Origin of the sequence: Chryseobacterium sp. OV279 (assembly GCF_900128945.1) — a bacterium.
Lineage (GTDB): Bacteria > Bacteroidota > Bacteroidia > Flavobacteriales > Weeksellaceae > Chryseobacterium.
This window is the reverse complement of sequence record NZ_FQUD01000004.1, coordinates 697105-720450: the sequence shown is the minus strand read 5'-3', so window position 1 is coordinate 720450 and position 23346 is coordinate 697105. Positions and strand designations below refer to the sequence as shown.

Here is a 23346-nt window from a genome sequence, read left to right as displayed (position 1 = left end):
GTATGAAGGAAAAACTGATTCTCGCTCTGGACCAGGGGACAACATCCTCCAGAGCCATTTTATTCAACCACAGCGGAGCTATAGAATACATCTCCCAGAAAAATTTTGAACAGATCTTCCCTACTCCGGGATGGGTAGAGCATGATCCCAACGAAATCTGGTCTTCCCAGATATCCGTTGCCGCAGAGATTATCGCCAAAGCAGGCATCTCCGGACTGGAAGTAGCCGCCATTGGAATCACCAATCAGCGTGAAACAACCATTGTCTGGGATAAAGAAACCGGCGAACCTATTTACAACGCAATTGTCTGGCAGGACAGAAGAACCTCCAAATATTGCGATGAATTAAAAGAACAGGGACACGCCGAAACCATCAAAGAAAAAACCGGACTTGTTCTGGATGCTTATTTTTCTGCAACCAAACTTAAATGGATTCTGGATAACGTAGAAGGCGCAAGAGAAAAAGCGGCAGAAGGGAAATTATGTTTCGGAACCGTTGACACTTGGCTGGTATGGAAACTTACCCGCGGGAAAATGTTCATCACCGATGTTTCCAATGCGAGCAGAACGATGCTTCTGAACATTCATACTTTAGAATGGGATCAGGAACTGTTGGATTTATTCGACATTCCAAGATCTGTTCTTCCTGAAGTAAAACAGAGCAGTGAAATTTACGGCGAAACCGCAACCACTCTATTCTCCACAAAAATTCCGATTGCAGGAATTGCAGGAGACCAACAGGCTGCTTTATTCGGACAGATGTGCATCACTCCGGGAATGGTAAAAAACACCTACGGAACAGGATGTTTCCTTTTAATGAATACAGGAAAAGAAGCGGTTTCTTCTAAAAACAACCTGTTGACAACTGTAGCATGGAAAATTAACGGAGAAGTAAATTACGCACTTGAAGGAAGTGTATTCGTAGGCGGAGCAGCCATACAGTGGCTGAGAGACGGGCTAAAATTAATCCGTACCTCTGAAGAAGTGAATGATCTGGCAGCAAGCGTTGAAGATAACGGAGGCGTTTACTTTGTCCCTGCACTTACAGGATTGGGTGCACCATACTGGGACCAATATGCCAGAGGAACGATTGTAGGAGTAACACGAGGAACCACCAACGGTCACATCGCAAGAGCGACTTTGGAAGGAATTGCATTCCAGGTGTATGATATTGTAAAATCTATGGAAGCGGATTCCGGAAGACCAAGTCTTGAACTTAGAGTAGATGGCGGTGCTTCTGCAAGTGACCTTCTGATGCAGATCCAGTCTGATCTTTTCGGGTTCAAAATCACAAGACCGAAAACCCTTGAAACAACAGCCCTAGGGGCAGCGTATCTTGCAGGCCTGGCGGTAGGATACTGGAAAGACATCAACGAGATTCAATCCCAATGGATTGTGGACGAAGATTTCCATCCGAAAGTGGACAAGGAAAAAGCAGATAATATGATTCATTTCTGGAACAAAGCTGTGAAGCGTTCTCAAAGCTGGATCGAAGATTAAATCCTAAACTTAAAAAAACTACTCATGAACCCATTTACCGCAGAACTCATAGGCACCATGCTTATGATATTATTAGGCAACGGCGTTGTAGCGAATGTTGTCTTAAAAGATACCAAAGGAAATAATTCAGGATGGATCGTCATTACAACGGCATGGGCACTGGCCGTTTTTGTGGGGGTTACCGTAGCAGGACCGGTAAGTGGTGCTCACCTGAATCCGGCTGTATCTATCGGATTGGCTGTCGCAGGAAAATTCTCATGGGATCTGGTTCCCACGTATATTGCTGCGCAGATTCTCGGTGCAATGCTTGGCGCTTTCCTTGTATGGCTTTTTAATAAAGACCATTTCGCTATTACCGAAGACGGAGGAGCTAAGCTGGCCTGTTTCAGTACAGGTCCCGCGATCAGAAATACGTTCTCCAATCTCATCAGTGAGATCATCGGCACGTTTGTCCTGGTATTCGTCATCTTTCATTTTTCGGATCCCAGCATTGCTCTGAATGCAGATCCAACCGCTAAAGTAGGACTTGGCTCTGTGGGAGCACTTCCTGTTACCTTACTGGTTTGGGCTATCGGTTTATCTTTAGGTGGAACCACCGGTTATGCCATTAATCCCGCCAGAGATTTAGGTCCCAGAATCATGCACGCCATACTTCCCGTAAAAGGCAGCAGTGACTGGGGATATGCCTGGATTCCTGTTGCAGGCCCTATTCTGGGCTGTATTATCGCAGCAGTTCTATATGGAATCTTAAAATAAATACATCCATGAAAGTTTTAAAAATAGCATGCCTGATTATTTTGGGCACAGGAAAACTATGGTCTCAGGAGAACACTGAACCTAAGGAAAGCAACAGGCTCGATTTCACGGCGAATATTCAGAATAACCACTTATGGAGAGGTCTGATCATTACAGATAAACCTGTGGTCATGGGAAATCTGTCGTATGCCTTCGATGCGGAAAAGAAATGGAAAGCAGGAATCTGGGGTGCCTCCTCCCTGACGGACGACAAAGACGGAACACATTATAAGGAGATCAATTACTACGTCCAGTATTCAGACGGAAGGCTTTATATCGGGCTTTGGGATCTTTTTAATTCCAGAAACATCAATACGGCGGTTGCTTCAGAAGACATATTCCATTATTCACGGACAAGAACGGCTCATATCATTGATCTTAGAACCAATTATACATTCGGACCTTCATTTCCACTGAATATTGAAGCTGACATTATGCTTTACGGAGGAGCCAATGCAGGAGAAGTGGTTTTAGAATCTGACGGAAGCTATAAAAAGAATAAGTATTCAACTTACGTTCAGGCAAGCTATCCCGTTATTGCAGGGCAGAAAGTCAATCTGGATGCTTTCATCGGTGCAGGATTCGCCCTGAACGACAGGAATTTCCTCTATGGAAACGGCAAAAACAGTTTTGACATCGTTAACGTTGGGGTAAAAGCCAGCAAGACCGTCAAAATCACGGAACACTACAGTCTGCCGGTCGCCATGATGGCCATGTGGAACCCTTCGAATAAATACGCAAGAATTCAGCTGGCAGCCACAGTTTTCTAATCTGAATTTTAAATTAATTTATACTAAGACCACTCCAATTCGGGGTGGTTTTCAACTTTTATACTGATTTAAAAAATTCAACCACAAAAGTCACAAAAGCTTTTCGTCCATTTTAGCACGTAAGAAGTTTTTTTATAATTCGAATGTTTTAAGGCGCAATGATTTTATCTTCGATAAAATTGAATACCGCTGTCATTGCAAGAAGTACAGCAACGAAGTCAGCTCATCACCAACCTTGCTGAAAATCTTTGATTTTCTTGCGCCGTAAAACATATTTAAATAAGACCTTGCGCCATTGCGTTAATCCAATGTCGCCAACATTCTTTATACAAAAAATCTTTGATTTTCATAAAACTTAAGTATACAATTTATGTAACTTTAAAATAACTAAAGTGTTTAAAAGCTTTTGCGACTTTTGTGGTTAAAAAAAAACGCTACAATAACCTCCAACAGCCAATCACCGGGTTTTTACGGTTTCATTTTTGCTTAAATATTTTTACTTTTGAAAAAAAATATATGAAAAAGATTTTCAGCTTAGTGATCTTATGCATCAGCATTTTATCTTTTGCCCAGACAAAAGCACCATTTGTCGGTCACAGAAGTTTTAACATCATTGAAGGATTCAGTGGATCGGGAACACCGTCCTATTATCTGGATGTGAAGAAAAACGGCGATGTCTATTTCGGATTTGTTCAGGTGAATCAGGCCGATGGAACCGAAACTACCGAAGAAATGAATGCCGGAAAATACAACCCAAAAGTCATGAAAGTGGTTTTTAAAAAGTATGGAGAAAACTTCTATGTGAAATTTGACAAAGACAATATCTACCTTACCGATAAAGAAGGAAACATCCAGAAATCAGAAGACTGCTGCTCTTCCATGGAAAGTGCTTCCAACGACATCTGTACCTGCGAAAGCAAACTGTACAAGAAATGAAAGCATTAAAATTCCTGTTGATCCTTCTTCTCGCTGTTTCATGCGGCGGGAAGAAGAATCATCCTTATACTTTTTATTACTGGAAAACTCAGCTTAAGCTGGATGAGGAAGAGAAAAGAGCATTGGACAAGGCTTCGGTTCCTTATGTGTACACTAGATTTTTCGATATAGATAAAATCGGCGGACAGTTTCAGCCGGTTGCTGTAATTACGAAAGACAAAAGTTTCCAGACGGATAAACAGATTGTTCCCACTGTATTTATTACCAATCAGTCGATGTACCGTATCTCTGCGGAAGAGGTTAGGTTTCTGGCCAAAAACATCAACGATCTGGTTCAGAAGAAATCCAAAGAATATGGTTTAAAGATCAATAATGAAATTCAGATTGACTGCGATTGGACGGCCGGAACCAGAAATGATTATTTTAAATTCCTGAAAGAACTGAAAAAGGTTTCCGGAAAGGAGATCACCTGTACTTTACGCCTTCATCAGGTTAAAGATAAAAACCAGACCGGAGTTCCGCCTGTAGAAAAAGTCTACCTCATGTGCTACTCTACTTCCTCACCATTGGAAAATTCCAACAAGAATTCTATTCTGGATGTGACGATTTTAAAAAGCTACCTTTCCAAACTGGAAGATTATCCTGTAAAGAAAATAGAAGTCGCACTGCCGATCTACTCCTGGGGAATTGTTACCAATCATCTTGAAAAGCATAAATTAATCAATGCCTTGTCCAAAAAAGATCTTGAAAACCCAGGATTCAAAAAGATATCCGATCATGAGGTTGAAATTATGAAAGACGGTTTCTATTTCGGAAGTTTTCTGAGCAAAGGCTTCAGGATAAAGGTGGAGGAAATCTCTGATGAACAGCTGGAAGACGTCACCCGTTTTCTGGAGAAAAAAATAACTGATTTTAATGTAATTTATTATCAATTAGATAGTAAATTTGTAAGTAACCGGGATTTTTAAAATTTTATCTCCCGCAGATCGAGCACTTTAAGCAGTTTTTAAATACTGCTGATCACATTTAATTATAAAAATAAAAACACCCTCAACTATATGAAAAAGTATATTCTTTCACTGGCGGTTCTGTCGCTGTTTTATACTAAATCTGACGCCTGCGCGTGGTCAGACCCCGATTATGAATACTTCAACCTGTTTACCCAAAGCATCATCAAGGATAAGTCTTACCTTCCTTTCCTGCTTACCTATTCCAACAGGTTCTACGGTGATTATAAGAACATGACGATTCCTGACGACAATATTGAGACTTGGAAGAAATTCTTCAACAACCAGCTCAACTATGCGGAAACAGAGAATCTGGTGTACAAAATAAGCATGGCAGATTTGAATGCTTTGAAAAACGGAACACCGAGTAACCCTCTTTTGCAGAAACTGGGAACAGGATTCTACCAAAAGTACAAGGAAGGCATCGATTATTTAATTGAAGCGAAATATCTGGAGCCTTACATGAGCATCAATTATGTGGAAAGCCCGGATGCTTTTTACAACAATGGTCCTTCAAAAAACCTCAATGCCACTTCGGTTGATTATGCAAAAACAGTCAATGCACTGACTTCTCTATACAATGCCACAAGAAATCCGGAAATCAAGCAGCGTTACGGATATCAGCTGGTGCGTTTCAATCATTATACGAGAAATTATGATGCCGCACTGGAAGCTTTCAAAACGTATATTGAACCAATCAAGCAGAAAGGTGCCGTGTATTTCATGGCGCTTGATCAGCTTGCCGGTGCTCAGAGAGGAAAGGAAATGAACAGTGATGCAAACTGGAATTTCTTTCAGGTTTTTATGAACAGTAAAGACCGTAAGGAATCTGCTTTCGTTTCCATGAAACTTTCGGATACGGCTTCTTTCAGTAATATCATGAAAAGAGCGGGTACCAGCGATGAAAAAAACATGGCTTACTTCCTGTTGGGCTACGAAGGTTTCACAGATCCTATTCCCATCATGGAAAAGATGTACGACATCAATCCGGATTCTGAGATTCTGAAAGTAATGGCCGTAAGAAGCATCAATGAATTGGAAAGAAGTTATCTGCCGATCTACTACTATAATTCCGATGCTTCAGACAATGTGTATATGCAGAGAGGCAATGCGGATGATCATAGTAAAGCTTCAACCGATACAAAATCTGAACCGGCAGCTGCAGAGGTAAAAAAAGAAGAGAAGCTTTCGTTCTGGCAGAAGATTGTAAGGTTTTTCAAAAATCTTTTCGGAGGTTCAAAATCTGACAGTGCGGATGGTGGCAAAAATGATAAGAGTGATGATGAGCTATTGAACAACCCGGACAGAATTCCGTTCTACACCAAATCCGGTTACGGGTACGATGAAAAAACGAAAGACTATCTGGACAACCTGGAGAAATTCACGGAGAAAACGAAGAAGGTCTCTAAGGATGAATACTGGCAGATCGCCGATGCTTATCTTAAGTTTTTGAAAAAAGACTATAAAGCAAGTTCCGAAATTCTGGAAGATATCAAAACAACCAACCCGGAATATCTGGAAGAAATAAAAAGAATGAAAGTTCTGAATGATATCGTTTCTCATCCCAGAGTTGATGCTGAATTCGAAGATCATCTGATGAAAGACTACGCCGATTATTTCGTAAAAAAAGAAGTGAAGAAAGATACGGCAGCCGTTGCAGATTATGACTATTACGGTGAAACTCCTTCTACAGCAGACTTCCTTAAAGATGTTCTTGCCAACCGTTACTTCTTACAGGGTGAAGATGGAAAATCGTTCTTAATGAACAATAAACTTTCTGATCTTCAGTACAACCCGAATTCAAGCTTGGTGAAAAGCGTTGAAGACTTTTATAAGAAACCGAATAAGACCCAGTTTGAACAGCAGATTATCGCCAAAAACATGGACAACGTCGGAAATATTGATGCGTTCTTCAGCATGATCTACGGAGACAGAGCCATGAAGCAGGCCGATTTTGAAAAGGCCAAATCATATTATGAGAAAGCTCAGGGCTTTGCAGGAATTCCAAGAATGAATTATGACTGGACCGATAAAGGTGAAAAGATCACTGCGAAACAATATGCAGCCGGTGAATACAACGGATTCAGAGATATTTCGAATCTGGTCTTCGGACACAATGTATGGGAAAGTTTCGGAAGTGCAGAAACCGAAAGTATGGAAGCTGAAGATTATACTGCGTTCCCTTTCATTAAAAACAGCATGAATAAACTGGAACTGGCAGATGCATTGATCCAGCTTAAAAAGATCAGCGCCGGAACGGATGAAAAGGCAGCTACAGCCAGCCAGCTTATCGGAAACTTAATGTACAATACTTCAAGCTTAGGCTATTACCGTCAACTGTTCGTGATGGACATTGACAACAGCAATGGTGGAAAATATGACTTCTGGAACACGGACAGAAAGAATCCTTACAGGTATTATTATAAGAATTTCCTTTATACTACTTATATCGAACCGGATAACTTCGACCTGGCGATTAATTATTATCAAAAGACTCTGAAACTGTCCAAAGACAAGGAACAGAGAGCAAGAGTTCTCTTCCAGATGGCCAGTGCAGAGCAAGGAAAGTATTATCAGTATGAAGCGAAAAATGTAAAGACTATTGACTATTCAGATCCTAAATATTCTGAAAAGGAACAGGCTCATCAGACTGAACTGGACAATATCAGAAATGAGAAATACAGAACGTATTTTGCCCAGCTGAAATCCCAGTATGCGGATACGGAAACATTGAAAGGACTGTCAGGAAGCTGCAGTTATTTCGGGTATTTCCTGAGAAAATAATTTTCAACACTTATTAATCTGAGTTTGGGATAAGAAAATTAAGATTTAGGTATCGAAAGTTATGGGATACGAGTTTGAGCGAATGATGATTTTTAACGCAAAGTTTCATCTTGCTAACGTTTAGTTTTTGAGGAAGGCAAAGACTGTGACTGCGTCACTGAAGAAGCGATCGGTATAAAACATCTGCTTAATCGAATCAATGAAATTGATTCCCCCTTTGCTTCCCTTTATAAATAGGATAATCAATTTCTTTGCGTCAAAAAAAACTTATCTGTTCTCCAAGTTTTGAAATTGATCCAGTATATGAATCTAAGGGTCGTTTCCTGCTTGAACTACGAAATAAGAGATACTAAGATTGATACTTTAAACATCTTGAAATCATTATAAAAAAGGGATCATTACGATCCCTTTTTTTGTTCCTGTTTCTGCAACCATTCTTCGTGTTTTCTTTTAAAAACATCGTGTTTATAATTCTGATTTCTTTTAGCAGCATCAATAGAATGAGAGGTATGAATATCATTATCTTCTTCTGCAAAATCTGCCAATTTTTCGTAATAGCAGTGAAGCTGATCCAGTTCTTTTTCGGTCAGGTCTTCTATATCAACAATTCTGTTGCTTGCTTTTTCATTGGCAGCGAGAAGTTCGTTCAGTTTGATCTGTATCGCTTTGGAGTCTTTGTTCTGTGCTTTCTGAATTAAAAAAACCATCAGAAAAGTAATAATCGTAGTTCCTGTATTGATCACGAGCTGCCACGTTTCGGAATAGTGAAAAACAGGTCCTGAAAACGCCCAAGCCACAACGATAGCTGTTGCACCGAGAAATGCGTAAGAACTGCCCGTAAATTTGGTTACCCAGTCTGAAAATTTTTCAAAAATACTTTTATCTTTATTAGCCATATTATTAGTTTTAATCAATTCTTAACTATCAAAAACTCCGCCGAAGTGGCAGAGTTTTGAGGTTCGTTTACAGGTAATTATGATTAATATTTCATAGCCTTATTAAGTTCAATTGGATTATTGGTTTTCCTCAACATTTCCTGAACTTTTTTATTGAGCTCGTTGAATTGTTCTTTGCTTGTAATCTTAGTTCCCATTACATTCATTTCTCCCTTCATATTATCCTTATATTCATTTCGCATATCCTGCAACGGATCATCATAGAATTCCTGCTTTTTTCTGATTCTTATCTTCTCTGATATTTCCAATGGTTTTGTTCCGTAAAATGTTTCAAGAAAACCAACCGTATTGTACGTTTCTTTTAAATTGCTGTTTTTAACCAGTGTAAAAATATAATTTGACTTCGAATCTTCCAGCTGAAAAATCAAGCCCGGAAGTCCTCGGAATTTATATGGACCTTCTGAAATATTTACTTCTTTATTGAACCATGCCGTCCAGATTCTGCCTCCGAAATTCGTAGTCGCTTTTTGCAATGTATATTCACCGAATGTCTTCGTTTCTTTGGTTAAATTCCAGCTTATCTTATCTTCAGATGGAAAGGAAAACATATCGTGCCCTATGAGCTCATAATTTTGATTCTTAAAGGAGTTTCTGTCTCTTTTTACTGATGGAAACCAGCCTCCGTAATGATGTGCATAATTTCCATTTACTTTATTAATAGAGTCTGCCTTAAGATAATCGTACTCATAGAACTTTACATCTTTTGGATTGATGTCTAATGCGAAGTTGATTTTTTCATGTCCTTCTTTTGCACTGTCCATCTTAAATTGCATTTCATAAATAAATCTTTGAGTCTGCGCAATGACACACACATTGATAAACAACATTATTAACAGGATTCTTTTCATAGTGTTTTTTTTATTTCAAATATACAATTAAATTAGAACCTTGCAATACCTAATAATGTTAATTTTAAAATTCTCAAAATAAGTACAAAAAATCCCTCTTTTCTTTGAAAAGGGATTGTATAATAATGATCATTAAATAATTTAAAACAGAAATATTTTATCCCCAGCTCAGCTAAAATTTTACTTTGATTTTGATGAACTTCCAGCTCCCGTCTTTCCACCTCCCTTCTTAAACCTGTGCCACCAGATCAGGAATCCGGTCACGGGCAAAGAGCATCCAATCATTGAAACGATGAAATAGAGAATGATACTTGGCAGTCCCATGATTTCTCCTGTGTGGAGCGGTTTGGCTAAAGCAGTAAATTGTTTATTCAATGGTTTATCTGAAAATAATTCTTTGGTTTTAAAGACTCCGGTTTTATCAAAAGTGATTTCATCCGGAAACATCATACCCAGAAAATTTTGGGTATTGGTCTTGATGACAACGTATCGTGGATTTTCTTTGTTGGGAAGTTCAATGCTGGTCACCGCTGTATAGGGAAGCTGCTTGTTGGATAGCTCAAGGATCTTGTCTATAGATGCTGAAGCTGTATTTTTAAGGTTCTTCTTTTCGTCCTGTTTCTCCAGCATATCTTTAAGAAGACCTCCGAAAGGATCATCACCGCTTTTCTCTTCAGCAATACGATCAATTGAGGAGCCGCCTAAGCTTACGATAAGACCGTTTTTCACCCAAGGATACGTGACATATAATCCTGTAACAGCAATGAAGAAAAGCATGAAAAAGGTATAAAAGCCCAATGTATTATGCAGGTCGTAATTCACACGCTGGAACTTTGCTTTGAATTTTACGGAGAGTCCCTGCTTCAGGAACTTCAGTTTTTTGGGCAGCCATAAAATCAATCCGGAAATTAACAACAGACAAAATATCAGAACAGATGCACCAACAATCTGCCGTCCGGCATTTCCCATCATCAGGTTTCTGTGAATATCGAGAACAACTTCAAAAAAGCGATTGGCTCCTGTATCAGCCTGTCCCAAAATCTGACCCGTATATTGATTGTAGTACGAACTTTTATCCAGCTGGTTTTCGCGGTAAGAAACGACATAGCTTCTGTTTTTACCGTCCGGAATGAGAAGCCCGGTAAGCTCTTTTCCGGTTTTCAGCAATCCGATCTGTATCTGATCCGGCGTATGGGAAACCTGCGAACCTGCAGTAATATAAACCAGGTCTTTATTGTAAAGGTCTATGATCTGATTTTTGAAGGCGTACAAACTTCCGGTAAGACACATCACAAACACAACAAGACTCGACAGAAGCCCCAGCCAAAGGTGAATGATCCACATCAGGTATTTGATGAGGGATTCATTTTTTCTTCTTTTTCGGTAAAGGCTTTTAAATAATGATTTCATTGAGTTTGGTGTACGGGTTTCGGGTTTGAGGGTTTGAGAGTCAAGGGAGAGTTTGGTTGCTAGTTGTTAGTTGCTGGTTGCTGGTTGTATGGTTTGCAAAATTGATTATAAAAAAATCTCATGTCTGAAATCTGAAATCTAGCATCTTGGTTCTTGGCTCTTGAATCTCCAATCAATTATTCACCATTCACTTGCGAAGCAAAATTCACTATTCCCCTTTCAGTTTCCAATGACATTCCCTTTAACAGCAAAAACATTAAGACAGGAGTACTGCCTTAATGTTTTCTAATTAAAATTTGATATGAATGTTTCTTAGTTTAGAAGGAAGCTTAATTATTTTCTTCCCTTGAACTTAATATCTTTTACGATTTCTTCGAATTTCGTATAGTGTTCCGGGGTAAGAGCGGACTTGATGGCTGCTTTTCTCTGGGCATCAAATTTCTCCCAGTATTCTTTAGCAAGATCATTATTTCCGTGGTAGACATCGTGCGCATCGTTAAATGCTTTTTCAAATGCATCGTTGGCTGCATTCACTACTTTGAATTCATCTTCTGAAAGCTGACCTTCCGTTTTGATTCTTTCAAGAAGTGCATTGTCATATCTAGGTCTTTTTCTCGAATTTTCATCTACGAATTTGTTGAACTTTTCCATCTGGGTAGCATCAAGTACTTTTGTCATTTCAACAGACTGCTGTGCTCTCAGTTCTTCGTTTTTGATTCCCAATGCTACGCGGTCCATATTTCCTCCCTGTGCTTTTGCAGCCTGAAAATTCTGTTCCTGAAGGTCCTGGTATTTCTTAGTAATTTCGTCAAAGCTTTTCACCTGATCCGGAGTAAGCTGTACTTCAGTTTTGAACTGATTATAGTCAATTCCTTTCTTTTTGTCTCCTGAACATGCAACAGATACTGCAGCCAGAGCAAAGGCTAAGAATAATGTTTTTACGCTTTTCATAATGAATAATTTTGCTGATTAGAATTTATAGTTTACCTGTACGGCAAAGTTTCTCGGTTGAATCTGATCGATATAGCCTCCTCTGAAGTAAGAACTGTAGCCTACAGAATCAAAGATGTTATTCATAAACACTCTTAATCCCATACCGTTTTTAAGCGTATATCCTACCTGAGCATCTACGGTAGTATATTCCGGCATATCAAAAGGTTTTTTACCTGCCTCTACGCTATTGAGGTGACCGGCAGTAAATGTTTTCTGAGTCCATTCATCAACTGGTCTTTTTCCTACATAATAGATTCCGGCTCCTACATCAAGACCTGTTAAGGCACCTGTAATAAATTTGTAATTCAACCATCCGTTGGCGGTATGCTTAGGAGCATTCATTGGAGCAGAACCGTTGATATAAGCAGGACTGTCCTGATATTGAGCATCCAGATACGCCCATCCGGACATGATCTGAAGGTTAGGCAGAATTCTTCCGATAAGCTCTACTTCCATCCCTTTTCTTTTCAGATTACCGGCAAGTCCGTAAAGAATATTATTCTGATTATCTTTTATAGGCTGATAGTTTTTATCCAGAATCTGGAATGAAAGGTTATCCGTATTAATATCAAATAATGTAACATTGAATCTTAAACGTTCATTAAACCAGTCAGATTTAATACCGGCTTCCCATTGCTTTGTATGTGATGCTCCTACCAATCCACCTGCCTGAAGAGTATTATTGGAGGCTCTTAAAGAGGTAGTCGTAGTATATGAACCAAAAACATTGATATTCTGGATTGGTGAAACAATTAATCCAAAAGATGGGTTCCAAGTATCCACAGTTGCATTAGCAGATCCGTTCAGCCTGCTGTATCTTAATCCCAAATGGGCTTTCACATATTTCCCTATTGACATTACATCCTGTGCCATAGCACCAATGCTTGGAGTCAGGATAGGATTCGATCTTCCCAGGTTTTTATAAATAACATTAGTAGGAATTTGGTTGGGTATTGTTCCATTGACAACATCAAAAATATCCAGAGGATTGGCACCATATGTTACACCTCCTATTTTGGTTGGACGTGCAGTAATTAAATTTTCAGGAGCAATGGAATTTTTATAGGCTTCATAAGTTACAGTAGAGGTTTCTGTTTCTCTCCAGTCAAATCCAACCTGGAAAGTATGATTAATGAAACCTGTTTTGATCTGCTCACCAATAAAGTCTACCTGCAAAACTTTATTAATATCTTCCCCCTGAGATTTTCCAATAGTATGTTGTCTTATATTATAATTAGTCTCCCCGGTTGGTAATGATATTGATGATGCTTCGCTGTCTGAATTGCTATTAGAATTGATAAAAGCAGCTCTTACCTTTAATTTATCATTAAGCTTACGCACTACTGTGGTGGCAAAGTTAAAGGTCTCTGTTTTTGAATAATCCGATGCATATCCTAAAAACTTACCTTTTGGCATATGGTACAATGCTTCCACATCACCAGTCGCTGTATTAATGGTTCCTCTGTCGGGAGTACGGTTATCATGAAGATAATCCATCTCTACATTGATTTCAGTTTTATCATCCGGACGATAAGTTACAGATGGATTTATATAAATTCTCTCGCCTTCTACATGGCTCCTGAATGAATTATTTTTCTGATAGGCACCGTTGAATCTTACCGCTACTTTACCCTGAGAATCCAAAACTCTCTGAAAATCCACTGTTGGTCTGTAAAAGTCCCAGCTTCCATAACGGAATCCTACATTGGTCAGATTAATAAACTGAGGTCTTTTCGTCACCACATTAATAACTCCTCCTGCAGAACCCAAACCGTTTCCGATTCCCTGGCTTACAGCGGCAGATCCTTTAATCACCTGAATACTCTCAACTCCCTGCATATCTGTTATCATTCCTGCGGTACGGAAATCCGAATCCATCTGAACCCCGTTTTTCAGTACAGGTACTCCACGATACCCTCTGATAGACATACTTTCGCTTCCCCCGCCATAGCTGGAAAACAAAGTCACGCCCGGTACATTTTTGGCAACATCAGTTACGGTAAGACCTCCCAGCTCTTCAATAGCTTTGTGAGAGATCACGGAAATACTCTGGATCTGGTCTCTGGTTTTCAAAGGAAGTCTGGTAATGGCTTCAAGCCCTACCGGCTGTTTCTTTTTTTCACCAAATAATTCTACTTCATCAATCTCTTTTGATTTTTTAATAGAATCATTCACTTGCTGTGCGTTTACAAAAACCCCACCTAATACAAGCAGAGAAAAGGATACTACTTTATTCATCTGATAATTTTTTGCAAAATTATTATTTTTAATGATTCTAAATAAATAAACACAGGTGACATATCTCACGTCGATATGACTAATCATTATCAGATTATAAATGAGTCTGTAGATGTGGTAGAGATCCTTTAACGATACCAGAGCATCATTAAAGGTACCGGGCAAAAGTGGACTTATGGGTACAAAGGTTGAAATGGTAAGAAATGGGAATGGTGAATTTTGCTTCGCAAGTGAGTGGTGAATTTCTTAATAAGAGCTAATTGTTTAAACAAAAAAAAATCCGTCCCTAAAAAGGAACGGATTCTTTTATATTGCAAAGTATGCAGTTATCACACTTTAATTTCAACGTCTACACCGCTTGGTAACTCTAACTTCATTAGAGCATCAACAGTTTTAGAAGAAGAAGAGTAGATATCCATCAATCTCTTGTGAGCTGATAATTGAAACTGCTCTCTAGCTTTCTTGTTTACGTGTGGAGATCTCAACACAGTGAAGATTCTCTTATTGGTAGGTAATGGAATTGGTCCGTTTACAACAGCACCAGTAGCCTTTACCGTTTTTACGATTTTCTCAGCAGACTTGTCTACCAAGTTGTAATCGTAAGATTTTAGTTTTATTCTGATTCTTTGTGACATTTCTTTAATTTAAAAAATTAACCTTTTGCTTTAGCAATGATATCTTCAGCAACGTTTTGAGGAGTTGCTTGGTACTTCTCTAATTCCATAGAAGAAGTAGCTCTTCCTGATGAAAGTGTTCTTAGAGTAGTTACATATCCAAACATTTCAGAAAGTGGAACAGAACCTTTGATTACAACAGCTCCGTTTTTCTCTTCCTGACCACTGATCGTACCTCTTCTCTTGTTAAGGTCACCAATGATGTTACCCATGTATTCTTCCGGAGTTACAACTTCCAGTTTCATAATAGGCTCCATAATTACTGGCTTAGCAGCACGTCCCGCTTCTTTAAATCCTAATTTAGCTGCCATTTCGAAAGAAAGTGCATCAGAATCCACTGCGTGGAAAGATCCGTCTTTAAGAATAACTTTAATACCTTCAACTTCGAAACCAGCCAAAGGACCGTTTTTCATTGCAGCTTTAAAGCCTTTTTCAATAGCAGGAACAAATTCTCTAGGAACGTTACCACCTTTGATCTCATTAATAAATTCAAGACCTATTTTACCTTCGTCAGCTGGTCCTAGTTCAAATACAATATCAGCAAATTTACCTTTACCCCCAGATTGTTTTTTGTAAACTTCTCTGTGCTGAGCAACTCTTGTAAGATTTTCTTTGTATTCTACCTGAGGTTGACCTTGGTTAACTTCTACTTTGAATTCTCTTCTCATACGGTCTACAAGAATGTCAAGGTGAAGTTCACCCATTCCTGAGATAATCGTTTGACCAGAAGCTTCGTCAGTTTTAACCTGGAAAGTAGGATCTTCTTCAGCTAGTTTAGCTAGAGCGTTACCCATTTTATCCTGGTCTGCCTTAGTTTTAGGCTCAACAGCGATACCAATTACCGGATCAGGGAAAACCATCGATTCAAGAACGATTGGGTTTTTCTCGTCACACATTGTATCACCAGTTTTGATAGATTTAAAACCTACAGCTGCACCAATATCTCCTGCTTCAATATATTCTACAGGATTTTGCTTGTTAGCGTGCATCTGATAGATTCTAGAGATTCTTTCTTTATCTCCTGAACGGGTGTTCAAGATATAAGAACCTGCATCAAGTCTTCCAGAGTATGCTCTGAAGAATGCTAATCTTCCCACGAACGGGTCAGTAGCAATCTTAAATGCTAAAGCTGCGAAAGGCTCGTCTACAGATGGTTTTCTTGTAATATCAAGATCTGTTCTTGGGTCAGTACCTTTGATATCATCTTTATCCAATGGAGAAGGAAGGTATTTACATACCGCATCCAACATAAACTGTACTCCTTTATTCTTGAATGAAGAACCACAAGTCATTGGGATAATAGATAAATCGATAGTAGCTTTTCTAAGAGCTTCGTTGATTTCGTCTTCTGAAATTGAATCCGGATCTTCGAAGAATTTCTCCATCAAAGTATCATCATAATCAGCAACAGCCTCAACTAATTTCTCTCTGTATTCCAGAACTTCAGCCTTCATGTCTTCAGGAATTGGCACTACTTCGAAAGTAGCTCCTTGTCCTGCTTCGTCCCAAACGATAGCTCTGTTTTTAATTAAGTCTACTACACCTTTGAAATCTTCTTCAGCACCGATTGGTAAAACGATTGGAACTGCGTTTGATCCTAACATAGTCTTAACCTGGTTTACCACGTTAAGGAAGTCAGCACCTTGTCTGTCCATTTTGTTTACGAATCCCATTCTCGCCACTTTGTAGTTGTCAGCAAGTCTCCAGTTTGTTTCAGACTGAGGCTCTACTCCATCTACTGCAGAGAATAAGAATACCAATCCATCTAATACTCTCAAAGATCTGTTTACTTCTACTGTGAAGTCAACGTGTCCCGGTGTATCGATGATGTTGAAGTGGTAAGACTTACTTTCAGGTAACATTTTACCTTGGTCAGTCGGGAAGTTCCAGTTACAAGTAGTCGCTGCAGAAGTAATGGTAATACCTCTTTCAGCTTCTTGCTCCATCCAGTCCATTGTAGAAGCACCATCGTGTACTTCACCAATTTTGTGGTTTACTCCCGTATAGAATAAGATTCTTTCCGTAGTAGTAGTTTTACCAGCATCAATGTGCGCAGCAATACCAATATTTCTTGTAAATTTAAGATCTCTACTCATTTCTAATTAGAATTTAAAGTGTGAGAAAGCTTTGTTAGCTTCCGCCATTTTGTGAGTATCAGATTTTTTCTTGTAAGCAGCACCTTCTTCTCTTGAAGCGGCAACTACTTCATTAGCTAATTTCAAAGCCATAGACTTATCATTTCTTTTCTTAGAATAGCTAATTAACCATTTCATTGCCATAGAAATTTTTCTATCAGCTCTGATTGGCATAGGAATCTGGAAGTTAGCTCCACCTACTCTTCTAGAACGTACTTCTACGTGAGGCATAACGTTAGTTAATGCATCTTTCCAGATTTCAAGGGCTGTCTTTTCAGTTTCTCCTTTTTTAGTTTCTACGATTTCTAAAGCATCATAGAAAATTTTGAATGCGATTGACTTTTTACCGTCAAGCATTAGGTTGTTTACAAATCTAGTTACCAATTGATCATTAAACTTCGGATCTGGTAACAACGGTCTTTTTTTCGCTTTTGTCTTTCTCATTGCTTCTGTACCTTATTTAATGATTATTTTTTCTTTCCTTTTGCTGGTGCAGCAGCTGCCTGACCTGGTTTAGGTCTCTTAGCTCCATACTTCGATCTTCTCTGTGTTCTTCCATTTACACCTGCAGTGTCTAAAGCACCTCTTACGATGTGGTAACGTACTCCCGGTAGGTCTTTCACCCTTCCGCCTCTCACCAATACTATCGAGTGCTCTTGAAGATTATGTCCTTCGCCCGGGATGTAGGCGTTGACTTCCTTCCCGTTAGAAAGTCTTACCCTTGCAACTTTTCTAAGTGCAGAGTTAGGTTTCTTAGGAGTGGTAGTATATACTCTCGTACATACACCTCGTCTTTGTGGACAAGAATCAAGGGCAGCCGATTTGCTCTTCTTGGCAAGCGTGGCTCTTCCTTTTCTTACTAATTGTTGAATAGTAGGCATTTAATTGCTTTTTATTTTAGGGTGCAAAAATAGGAATATTTTTCCAATCTACAAAAACTTATAGAAAAATTAAAATCAAACACTTACATCAAAAAGACATTGACCCTGAACGACCAAATAACAGACCACCGATATACATTGAGAAAATGTGAAATTGGAAGGTGGTATTTATGTTATCAACTCTATATTAAATAATTGTAAAACTTATTCAATTATTTTCACATCTACATTTTTATTCCAGTCAAAGTTTTTTACATTCTGCATCAAAGCATTATGAATCTCAGGATTGATAGAATAAATGGTCACTTTGGTATCTCCCAGCACGGCATTGATATCCTTAATTTCAAGTACTGCAGCCTTTTTCCAGTTTTTGGGAACGCGTCCATCCAGCCAGCCTTCATATATAATAGCCAACTGATAATGATTCTGTGTAGAGTATTGCGTTAAAAATTTCTCAAACTTAGCATCAGTCCCATTTTTTTTAAGTTTAAAAGGAACCATCTCCGCCGAGCCTAATCCTGCGGTATCCAGCAAATGAATATCTGTAAAGTAACAGATAGCACCAATATCGTTCGCCACCACTTTGGAACTGTTGTAATATTTTTTCAAAAATCCTGCAGACTGAATCTGCTGTTCATAGATATTCCGGCTTCCAGTTAAAATCAGCGTATTGACGAGACTCATTTTGAGAACCAGCACCATACCTGTTAGCACTACAAGAAGTACAGCACTTCTGTTTTCTTTTAATAAATAAGCTCTATTGACAAAAAGATTCTTCAATCTAGGGATAATAGCCATAGCAAAAGCTGCGAGCAAATAGGCTTCGTAACGGTAAAAATTGGTAAACTGTCCAAAAGCTCCCTGAACAAATAAATTAATGACCAATACAATCAGTAAAAAGTTATGAATAACGATTTCCCTGAAGCTTAATTTATTTTTATAATCTTTAAAAATCAAAAGAACAGTCATACAAATCGGAAACAGTCCCGCAATATAAAAGTAAGGCTTCAGTATGATCTTATTTAACATGATATTCTTCATCTGCAAAAGAAGATCTCCTGAAAAATCGAACTTCGTGCCTTTCACAATCACAGAATTTGGAAAATAATATCCTGTTTTCTGATAAGTAAAATAGGCAAATATGAGAAGGGGTATAAAACCGGACAATAGTACTAAGCCACTCTGCTTCCCTTTTCTCAGCAAAAGAAAGACAAACGCAAGGGCGAGGAAATAGAACATACTTTCAAACCTGATCAGCCCCAACACCGCAATGGTAGCATAAAACCAAACTGAATATGGAGACTTATCAAACTCAACAGCCCTCCATTTTTCAAAACAATATATATTAATGACTACTACCAGTACCTGAAACACGTGCTCCATTCCCGAAAAAATAAGCAAATGAATAGAAGCAAAAAGAAGCGTAAAAAGACCGGCAAAAACAACAGACCTGGTTTCTTTAAAAATCCCCGAATAGTATTTGTTGAGAAAATAAATGAGCAGAAAAGCACATCCCAGATTAAAGATCAGAGGAATCAGCTGATAATTTCCAAAACAATAGATCAGTCCTGCTAAAACAAAAGTAAAAACCGGGGATGAAGAAGAAGAGGAAAAAGAATGTTCCGTTACTCCCCACACGCCATGAAGTGCAAAATTCTTGGCCATTGCCAGATGAATGTAGGCATCATCTAATATATAGGTGAAATTATTCTCCGTTTTAGAAAGCATGAGCAGGATGTATACCAAACACATCCCGAAAAACACCGCTGCCGTTGTCAGTAAACTTTTCATTTCACTGCAATATTAATACTTCCAAACTATTTTAAAAAATTTTCTTATAGTTATCTTCTATTGACATTGAAGGCTTTTCGGCACAATATTTTCTAAATTTGTTAGTATAAAAAATAAACGTATGAAAAATGCAAGCATTATCGGCTTAAAAGAGGCCGACTGTAAAAACATTTCAGAAAAATTAAATACCCTTTTAGCCAATTATTCTATATTCTACCAGAACACAAGAGGTTCACACTGGAACATCAAAGGAGATCAGTTCTTTACGCTTCACCCGAAGTTTGAAGAATTGTACAACAGCCTTGTATTAAAGATCGATGAGATCGCAGAAAGAATCCTGACATTAGGCGCAACTCCTGCCCACAACTATTCAGATTACCTAAAAGTATCTACCATTAAAGAAAGTAAGGAAGTAAGCGACGGTACAAAGAGTGTAGAGAACATTTTAAGTTCATTTAAAGTCGTTCTGGATTTACAGAGAGAGCTTCTTGATATTACAGATGCAGCGGGAGATGAGGGAACCAATTCGCAGATGAGCGACTACATCACAGAACAGGAAAAAGAAGTATGGATGTACAATTCTTATTTAGGGAAGTAACAGACAGAATTCCACTGATAAATAAAAAAATCGCCTTACATTTAGGCGGTTTTTATTTTAAATGACTATATTTGCGTTAAAATTACACATATTATGTACGACGTTCGATTAAACTCTATCCTGGATAACGATTTCTATAAAATAACCATGCAGAATGCGGTGGTAAAATTATTCCCAAGCTCCATTGTAAAATACGAATTCATCAACAGAGGGAAGCATCAGTTTCCGGAAGGATTTGCAGCAGCTTTGAAAGAAGCAGTGAATAAAATGGCAGAACTGAAGCTGACCAAGGATGAAAAAAAATTCATGGCAAGAACCTGTCCTTATATAGACCTGCCCTACCTGGATTTTCTGGAAGGCTATCACTACGATCCGTCTGAGGTGAAAATTCATCAGGAAGGAAGTGAACTTTCCGTAACGGTGGAAGGACTTTGGTACAGAACAATCCTTTGGGAAGTTCCTTTACTTGCTTTGATCAGTGAACTGCACTACGAAATGAATCACATGGAAAGAGATTCCAATGAGATTGTGATGAACAGAACTTTGGAAAAGGCAGATTCACTGGCAAGACTTGGAGTCAATTTCGCAGAATTCGGGACCAGAAGAAGACATTCCTATAAAGTACAGAATCTGGTGATGGAAGCTTTAACGCAAAATAAAGAATCCACATTTATCGGAAGTTCCAATGTACATTTCGCTATGAAATTTGGAGTAAAACCAATCGGTACACACGCTCACGAATGGTTTATGTTCCACGCGGCAGAATACGGATTCAAAATGGCCAATGAAATGGCTCTTGAACACTGGGTAGATGTTTACAGAGGTGATCTTGGGGTTGCTCTTTCAGATACGTATACCACAGATGTTTTCTTCCAGCAGTTTGACAAGAAGTTCGCCAAACTGTTTGACGGCGTTCGTCATGACAGCGGTGATCCTTTGGAATTTGCAGATAAAACAATCGCACATTATAAAAATAACGGGATCAATCCTTTATTTAAATACATCATCTTCTCTGATGCTCTGAATCTTGAAAAAGTAGAAGAAATTACCAATTATTGCAGAGGAAAGATCGGCGTTTCTTTTGGAATCGGGACCAATCTGACCAACGATGTAGGTTTGAAACCTATGAATATCGTCATGAAACTTATTGGCGTACAGGCTCCAAACAAAGAATGGATTCCAACCGTAAAACTTTCTGACGAACACGGAAAATACACAGGAGATCCAAAAATGATTGAACTGGCTAAGGAATTTTTGAGAATAAAAGATTAGATTCTAGATTTCAGACGTCAGATTTCAGATAACAGACTTACAATAAAACCATTGCTATGAAATTAAAAATTTATGTATCTCTAAGTCTTTTAATGGCCATTTTATCATTTGCTCAGGAAAAGAAAGCAGAAAAAGCAAAATTCAATCAGGAACTGGCGACCTCGCTTGGTGCAGATCAGTATGGAATGAAAGCCTATACCATTGTAATGCTTACCACAGGCAGTACAAAAATTGAAGACAAAGCCAAAATGAGCGAAGTGATGAAAGGTCATATGACCAATATCGGAAAGCTGGCTGATGAAGGGAAAATAGTGGTGGCCGGTCCGTTTTTAGAGAAGAACAAAGAAAACTACCGCGGTATGTTTATCTTCAATACAAAATCTAAAGAAGAAGCGGAGCAATGGGTAAAAACAGATCCCGCTGTACAGGCTGGCGTTTTCAGTTATGAAATTTTCCCGTGGTACGGATCTGCTGCGTTGCCTTTGTATCTGAAGCATCATGAGGAAATATCTAAGGTGAATCCGTAAAAACGAAAACAAATGGGCCTACTATCCAACATTCTATGGGCTTTTCAAAAGAAAGGCTATAGCAGCATTGAAGATTTCAATAAAGAAATCACAGACTACCAGACCCGTATTTTAAAAGAAAAAGCATCCTGGGAACCTCATAAGGTGGTAATAGATGCACCCGAAATCAACGTTTGCTATGAAGCATGGATTAAAGGAAAAGAAGATATTGCAGTTAATGAAACCATAATCGGTGATGAAAATGAGGTGTTCAGTGAAGACAACAGTGACTACGATATGTTTCAGGTGGAGTTTTGTGCAAAACTGAAAGCAGACAACGGAGCCAACTTTACAGCTCTTGACCTGATGTATCAGCTACACAACCAGGTCAGCCATAAAGAACTTGGTGACCATATATTTTTTGAAGGACTTACGGCAAACGATACGGAAGAGCAAGACAATGATCTGCCACTCTACTTTATGTATTTAGGAAGCTAGTTTAATTTCTTTACATTGCCTTCTTATAGGATTAATTAAAATCAACACTTATGAAACTTCGGGATAAAAAACCAGCTCTACTTTTAATTGATATTCAGAAAGGATTTCTTGATGAACAGTATTGGGGAGGAAACAGAAATAACAAATCAGCGGAAGAAATCAGTGGAAAATTATTAGAAAAATGGAGAGAATTAAACCTTCCCATATTCCACATCAGACACAGCTCATTAAATCCTGATTCAAAACTGCATGAAACTCATCCCGGATTTGAATTCAATGATTATGTACGTCCAAAAAACGATGAACCTGTCATTACCAAAAATGTTAATAGTGCTTTCATAGGAACCAATTTAACAGAACAACTTTACCAACAGCATATCAATTCTTTGGTTATTATTGGAATAACGACCAATCACTGTGTTTCTACCACCACAAGAATGGCCGGAAACTACGGATATGAAACCTATGTCATTTCAGATGCCACTGCAACTTTTGACAGAACAGGAATCCATGGAGAAAAGTATGATTCAGAATTAATACATCTGACCAGTCTTGCCAATTTAAATGATGAATTTGCCACGGTGTGGAGTTCAGAAAAATTATTAAACGAATTATAGAAAACTCAGGGGCCACTTAAAAAAATTCGATAAAAATTAATTAAATCATTATGTAACATCATAGTGATTTATTTTTTTAGTACCTTAGTCGTTCACTTTCAGAAATATACAAATTAAAACCATCAAAAAAATTAATTC

The 23346-nt window shown here is 38.5% G+C and carries 21 protein-coding genes; 11 read left to right on the top strand and 10 right to left on the bottom strand.

From position 1 onward, the window contains the following. Window positions 1–2 precede the first annotated feature (2 nt). The 6 genes from glpK (at window position 3) to BUA72_RS20280 (ending at window position 7791) form a co-directional block, all read left to right on the top strand. Window positions 3–1499, top strand: a complete 1497-nt coding sequence (gene glpK / locus BUA72_RS20305; RefSeq protein ID WP_047454291.1) for a glycerol kinase GlpK — start codon at window positions 3–5, stop codon at window positions 1497–1499. A 24-nt stretch (window positions 1500–1523) separates the two neighbouring features. After that, the gene (locus BUA72_RS20300) at window positions 1524–2255 is read left to right on the top strand and encodes an MIP/aquaporin family protein (protein ID WP_072924836.1); all 732 of its coding nucleotides are present in this window, start codon (window positions 1524–1526) and stop codon (window positions 2253–2255) included. Between the two features lie 8 nt (window positions 2256–2263). After that, complete coding sequence (locus tag BUA72_RS20295; protein WP_072924834.1) at window positions 2264–3064, top strand: hypothetical protein; 801 nt, start codon at window positions 2264–2266, stop codon at window positions 3062–3064. 516 nt (window positions 3065–3580) lie between these two features. Beyond that, entirely contained in the window at window positions 3581–4000 is a 420-nt protein-coding gene (locus tag BUA72_RS20290) for a hypothetical protein (protein WP_047454286.1), read from the top strand. After that, a complete protein-coding gene (locus BUA72_RS20285) occupies window positions 3997–4968 on the top strand; it encodes a hypothetical protein (RefSeq protein ID WP_072924833.1) in 972 nt (323 codons plus the stop codon). Before BUA72_RS20290 ends, BUA72_RS20285 begins: the two co-directional genes overlap by 4 nt. Before the next feature lie 90 nt (window positions 4969–5058). Continuing rightward, window positions 5059–7791 (top strand): hypothetical protein, encoded by a 2733-nt coding sequence (locus BUA72_RS20280; RefSeq protein ID WP_072924831.1) that lies wholly within the window; start codon window positions 5059–5061, stop codon window positions 7789–7791. 398 nt (window positions 7792–8189) lie between these two features. Here the strand turns inward: BUA72_RS20280 and BUA72_RS20275 are convergent, their stop codons facing one another. The 10 genes from BUA72_RS20275 to BUA72_RS20230 form a co-directional block, all read right to left on the bottom strand. Beyond that, window positions 8190–8687: a low affinity iron permease family protein gene (locus BUA72_RS20275; protein WP_072924830.1), complete on the bottom strand. Its 498-nt coding sequence runs from the start codon at window positions 8685–8687 to the stop codon at window positions 8190–8192. An 83-nt stretch (window positions 8688–8770) separates the two neighbouring features. Beyond that, a complete protein-coding gene (locus tag BUA72_RS20270; protein ID WP_047454278.1) occupies window positions 8771–9595 on the bottom strand; it encodes a GLPGLI family protein in 825 nt (274 codons plus the stop codon). 180 nt (window positions 9596–9775) lie between these two features. Further along, the gene (locus BUA72_RS20265) at window positions 9776–11005 is read right to left on the bottom strand and encodes a PepSY-associated TM helix domain-containing protein (RefSeq protein ID WP_072924828.1); all 1230 of its coding nucleotides are present in this window, start codon (window positions 11003–11005) and stop codon (window positions 9776–9778) included. Between the two features lie 333 nt (window positions 11006–11338). Beyond that, complete coding sequence (locus BUA72_RS20260) at window positions 11339–11956, bottom strand: hypothetical protein (protein ID WP_072924827.1); 618 nt, start codon at window positions 11954–11956, stop codon at window positions 11339–11341. A gap of 18 nt (window positions 11957–11974) precedes the next feature. After that, window positions 11975–14236, bottom strand: a complete 2262-nt coding sequence (locus BUA72_RS20255) for a TonB-dependent siderophore receptor (protein ID WP_072925079.1) — start codon at window positions 14234–14236, stop codon at window positions 11975–11977. 329 nt (window positions 14237–14565) lie between these two features. Next, the gene (rpsJ, locus tag BUA72_RS20250) at window positions 14566–14871 is read right to left on the bottom strand and encodes a 30S ribosomal protein S10 (RefSeq protein ID WP_002661363.1); all 306 of its coding nucleotides are present in this window, start codon (window positions 14869–14871) and stop codon (window positions 14566–14568) included. A 17-nt stretch (window positions 14872–14888) separates the two neighbouring features. Then, window positions 14889–17006 (bottom strand): elongation factor G, encoded by a 2118-nt coding sequence (fusA, locus tag BUA72_RS20245; protein ID WP_034726015.1) that lies wholly within the window; start codon window positions 17004–17006, stop codon window positions 14889–14891. Between the two features lie 6 nt (window positions 17007–17012). Then, window positions 17013–17489 carry a 30S ribosomal protein S7 gene (gene rpsG / locus BUA72_RS20240; protein ID WP_034726018.1) on the bottom strand — a complete coding sequence of 159 codons (477 nt, stop codon included), beginning with the start codon at window positions 17487–17489 and terminating at the stop codon, window positions 17013–17015. 23 nt (window positions 17490–17512) lie between these two features. Further along, window positions 17513–17926, bottom strand: coding sequence for a 30S ribosomal protein S12 (gene rpsL, locus BUA72_RS20235; protein WP_002983146.1), 414 nt, complete (start codon window positions 17924–17926; stop codon window positions 17513–17515). 204 nt (window positions 17927–18130) lie between these two features. Next, on the bottom strand, window positions 18131–19717 hold the full coding sequence (locus BUA72_RS20230; protein WP_072924825.1) for a hypothetical protein: 1587 nt from the start codon (window positions 19715–19717) through the stop codon (window positions 18131–18133). 121 nt (window positions 19718–19838) lie between these two features. Here BUA72_RS20230 and BUA72_RS20225 point away from each other — a divergent pair, with 121 nt between their 5' ends. From BUA72_RS20225 to BUA72_RS20205, 5 genes are all read left to right on the top strand, one after another. Then, complete coding sequence (locus BUA72_RS20225; protein WP_034726023.1) at window positions 19839–20315, top strand: Dps family protein; 477 nt, start codon at window positions 19839–19841, stop codon at window positions 20313–20315. Between the two features lie 93 nt (window positions 20316–20408). Then, window positions 20409–21587, top strand: a complete 1179-nt coding sequence (gene pncB, locus BUA72_RS20220; protein WP_034726026.1) for a nicotinate phosphoribosyltransferase — start codon at window positions 20409–20411, stop codon at window positions 21585–21587. A gap of 56 nt (window positions 21588–21643) precedes the next feature. Beyond that, entirely contained in the window at window positions 21644–22114 is a 471-nt protein-coding gene (locus tag BUA72_RS20215) for a YciI family protein (RefSeq protein ID WP_072924824.1), read from the top strand. Between the two features lie 12 nt (window positions 22115–22126). Continuing rightward, a complete protein-coding gene (locus BUA72_RS20210; RefSeq protein ID WP_072924822.1) occupies window positions 22127–22591 on the top strand; it encodes a hypothetical protein in 465 nt (154 codons plus the stop codon). Between the two features lie 50 nt (window positions 22592–22641). Beyond that, the gene (locus BUA72_RS20205; RefSeq protein ID WP_072924821.1) at window positions 22642–23208 is read left to right on the top strand and encodes a cysteine hydrolase family protein; all 567 of its coding nucleotides are present in this window, start codon (window positions 22642–22644) and stop codon (window positions 23206–23208) included. Window positions 23209–23346: the final 138 nt, after the last annotated feature.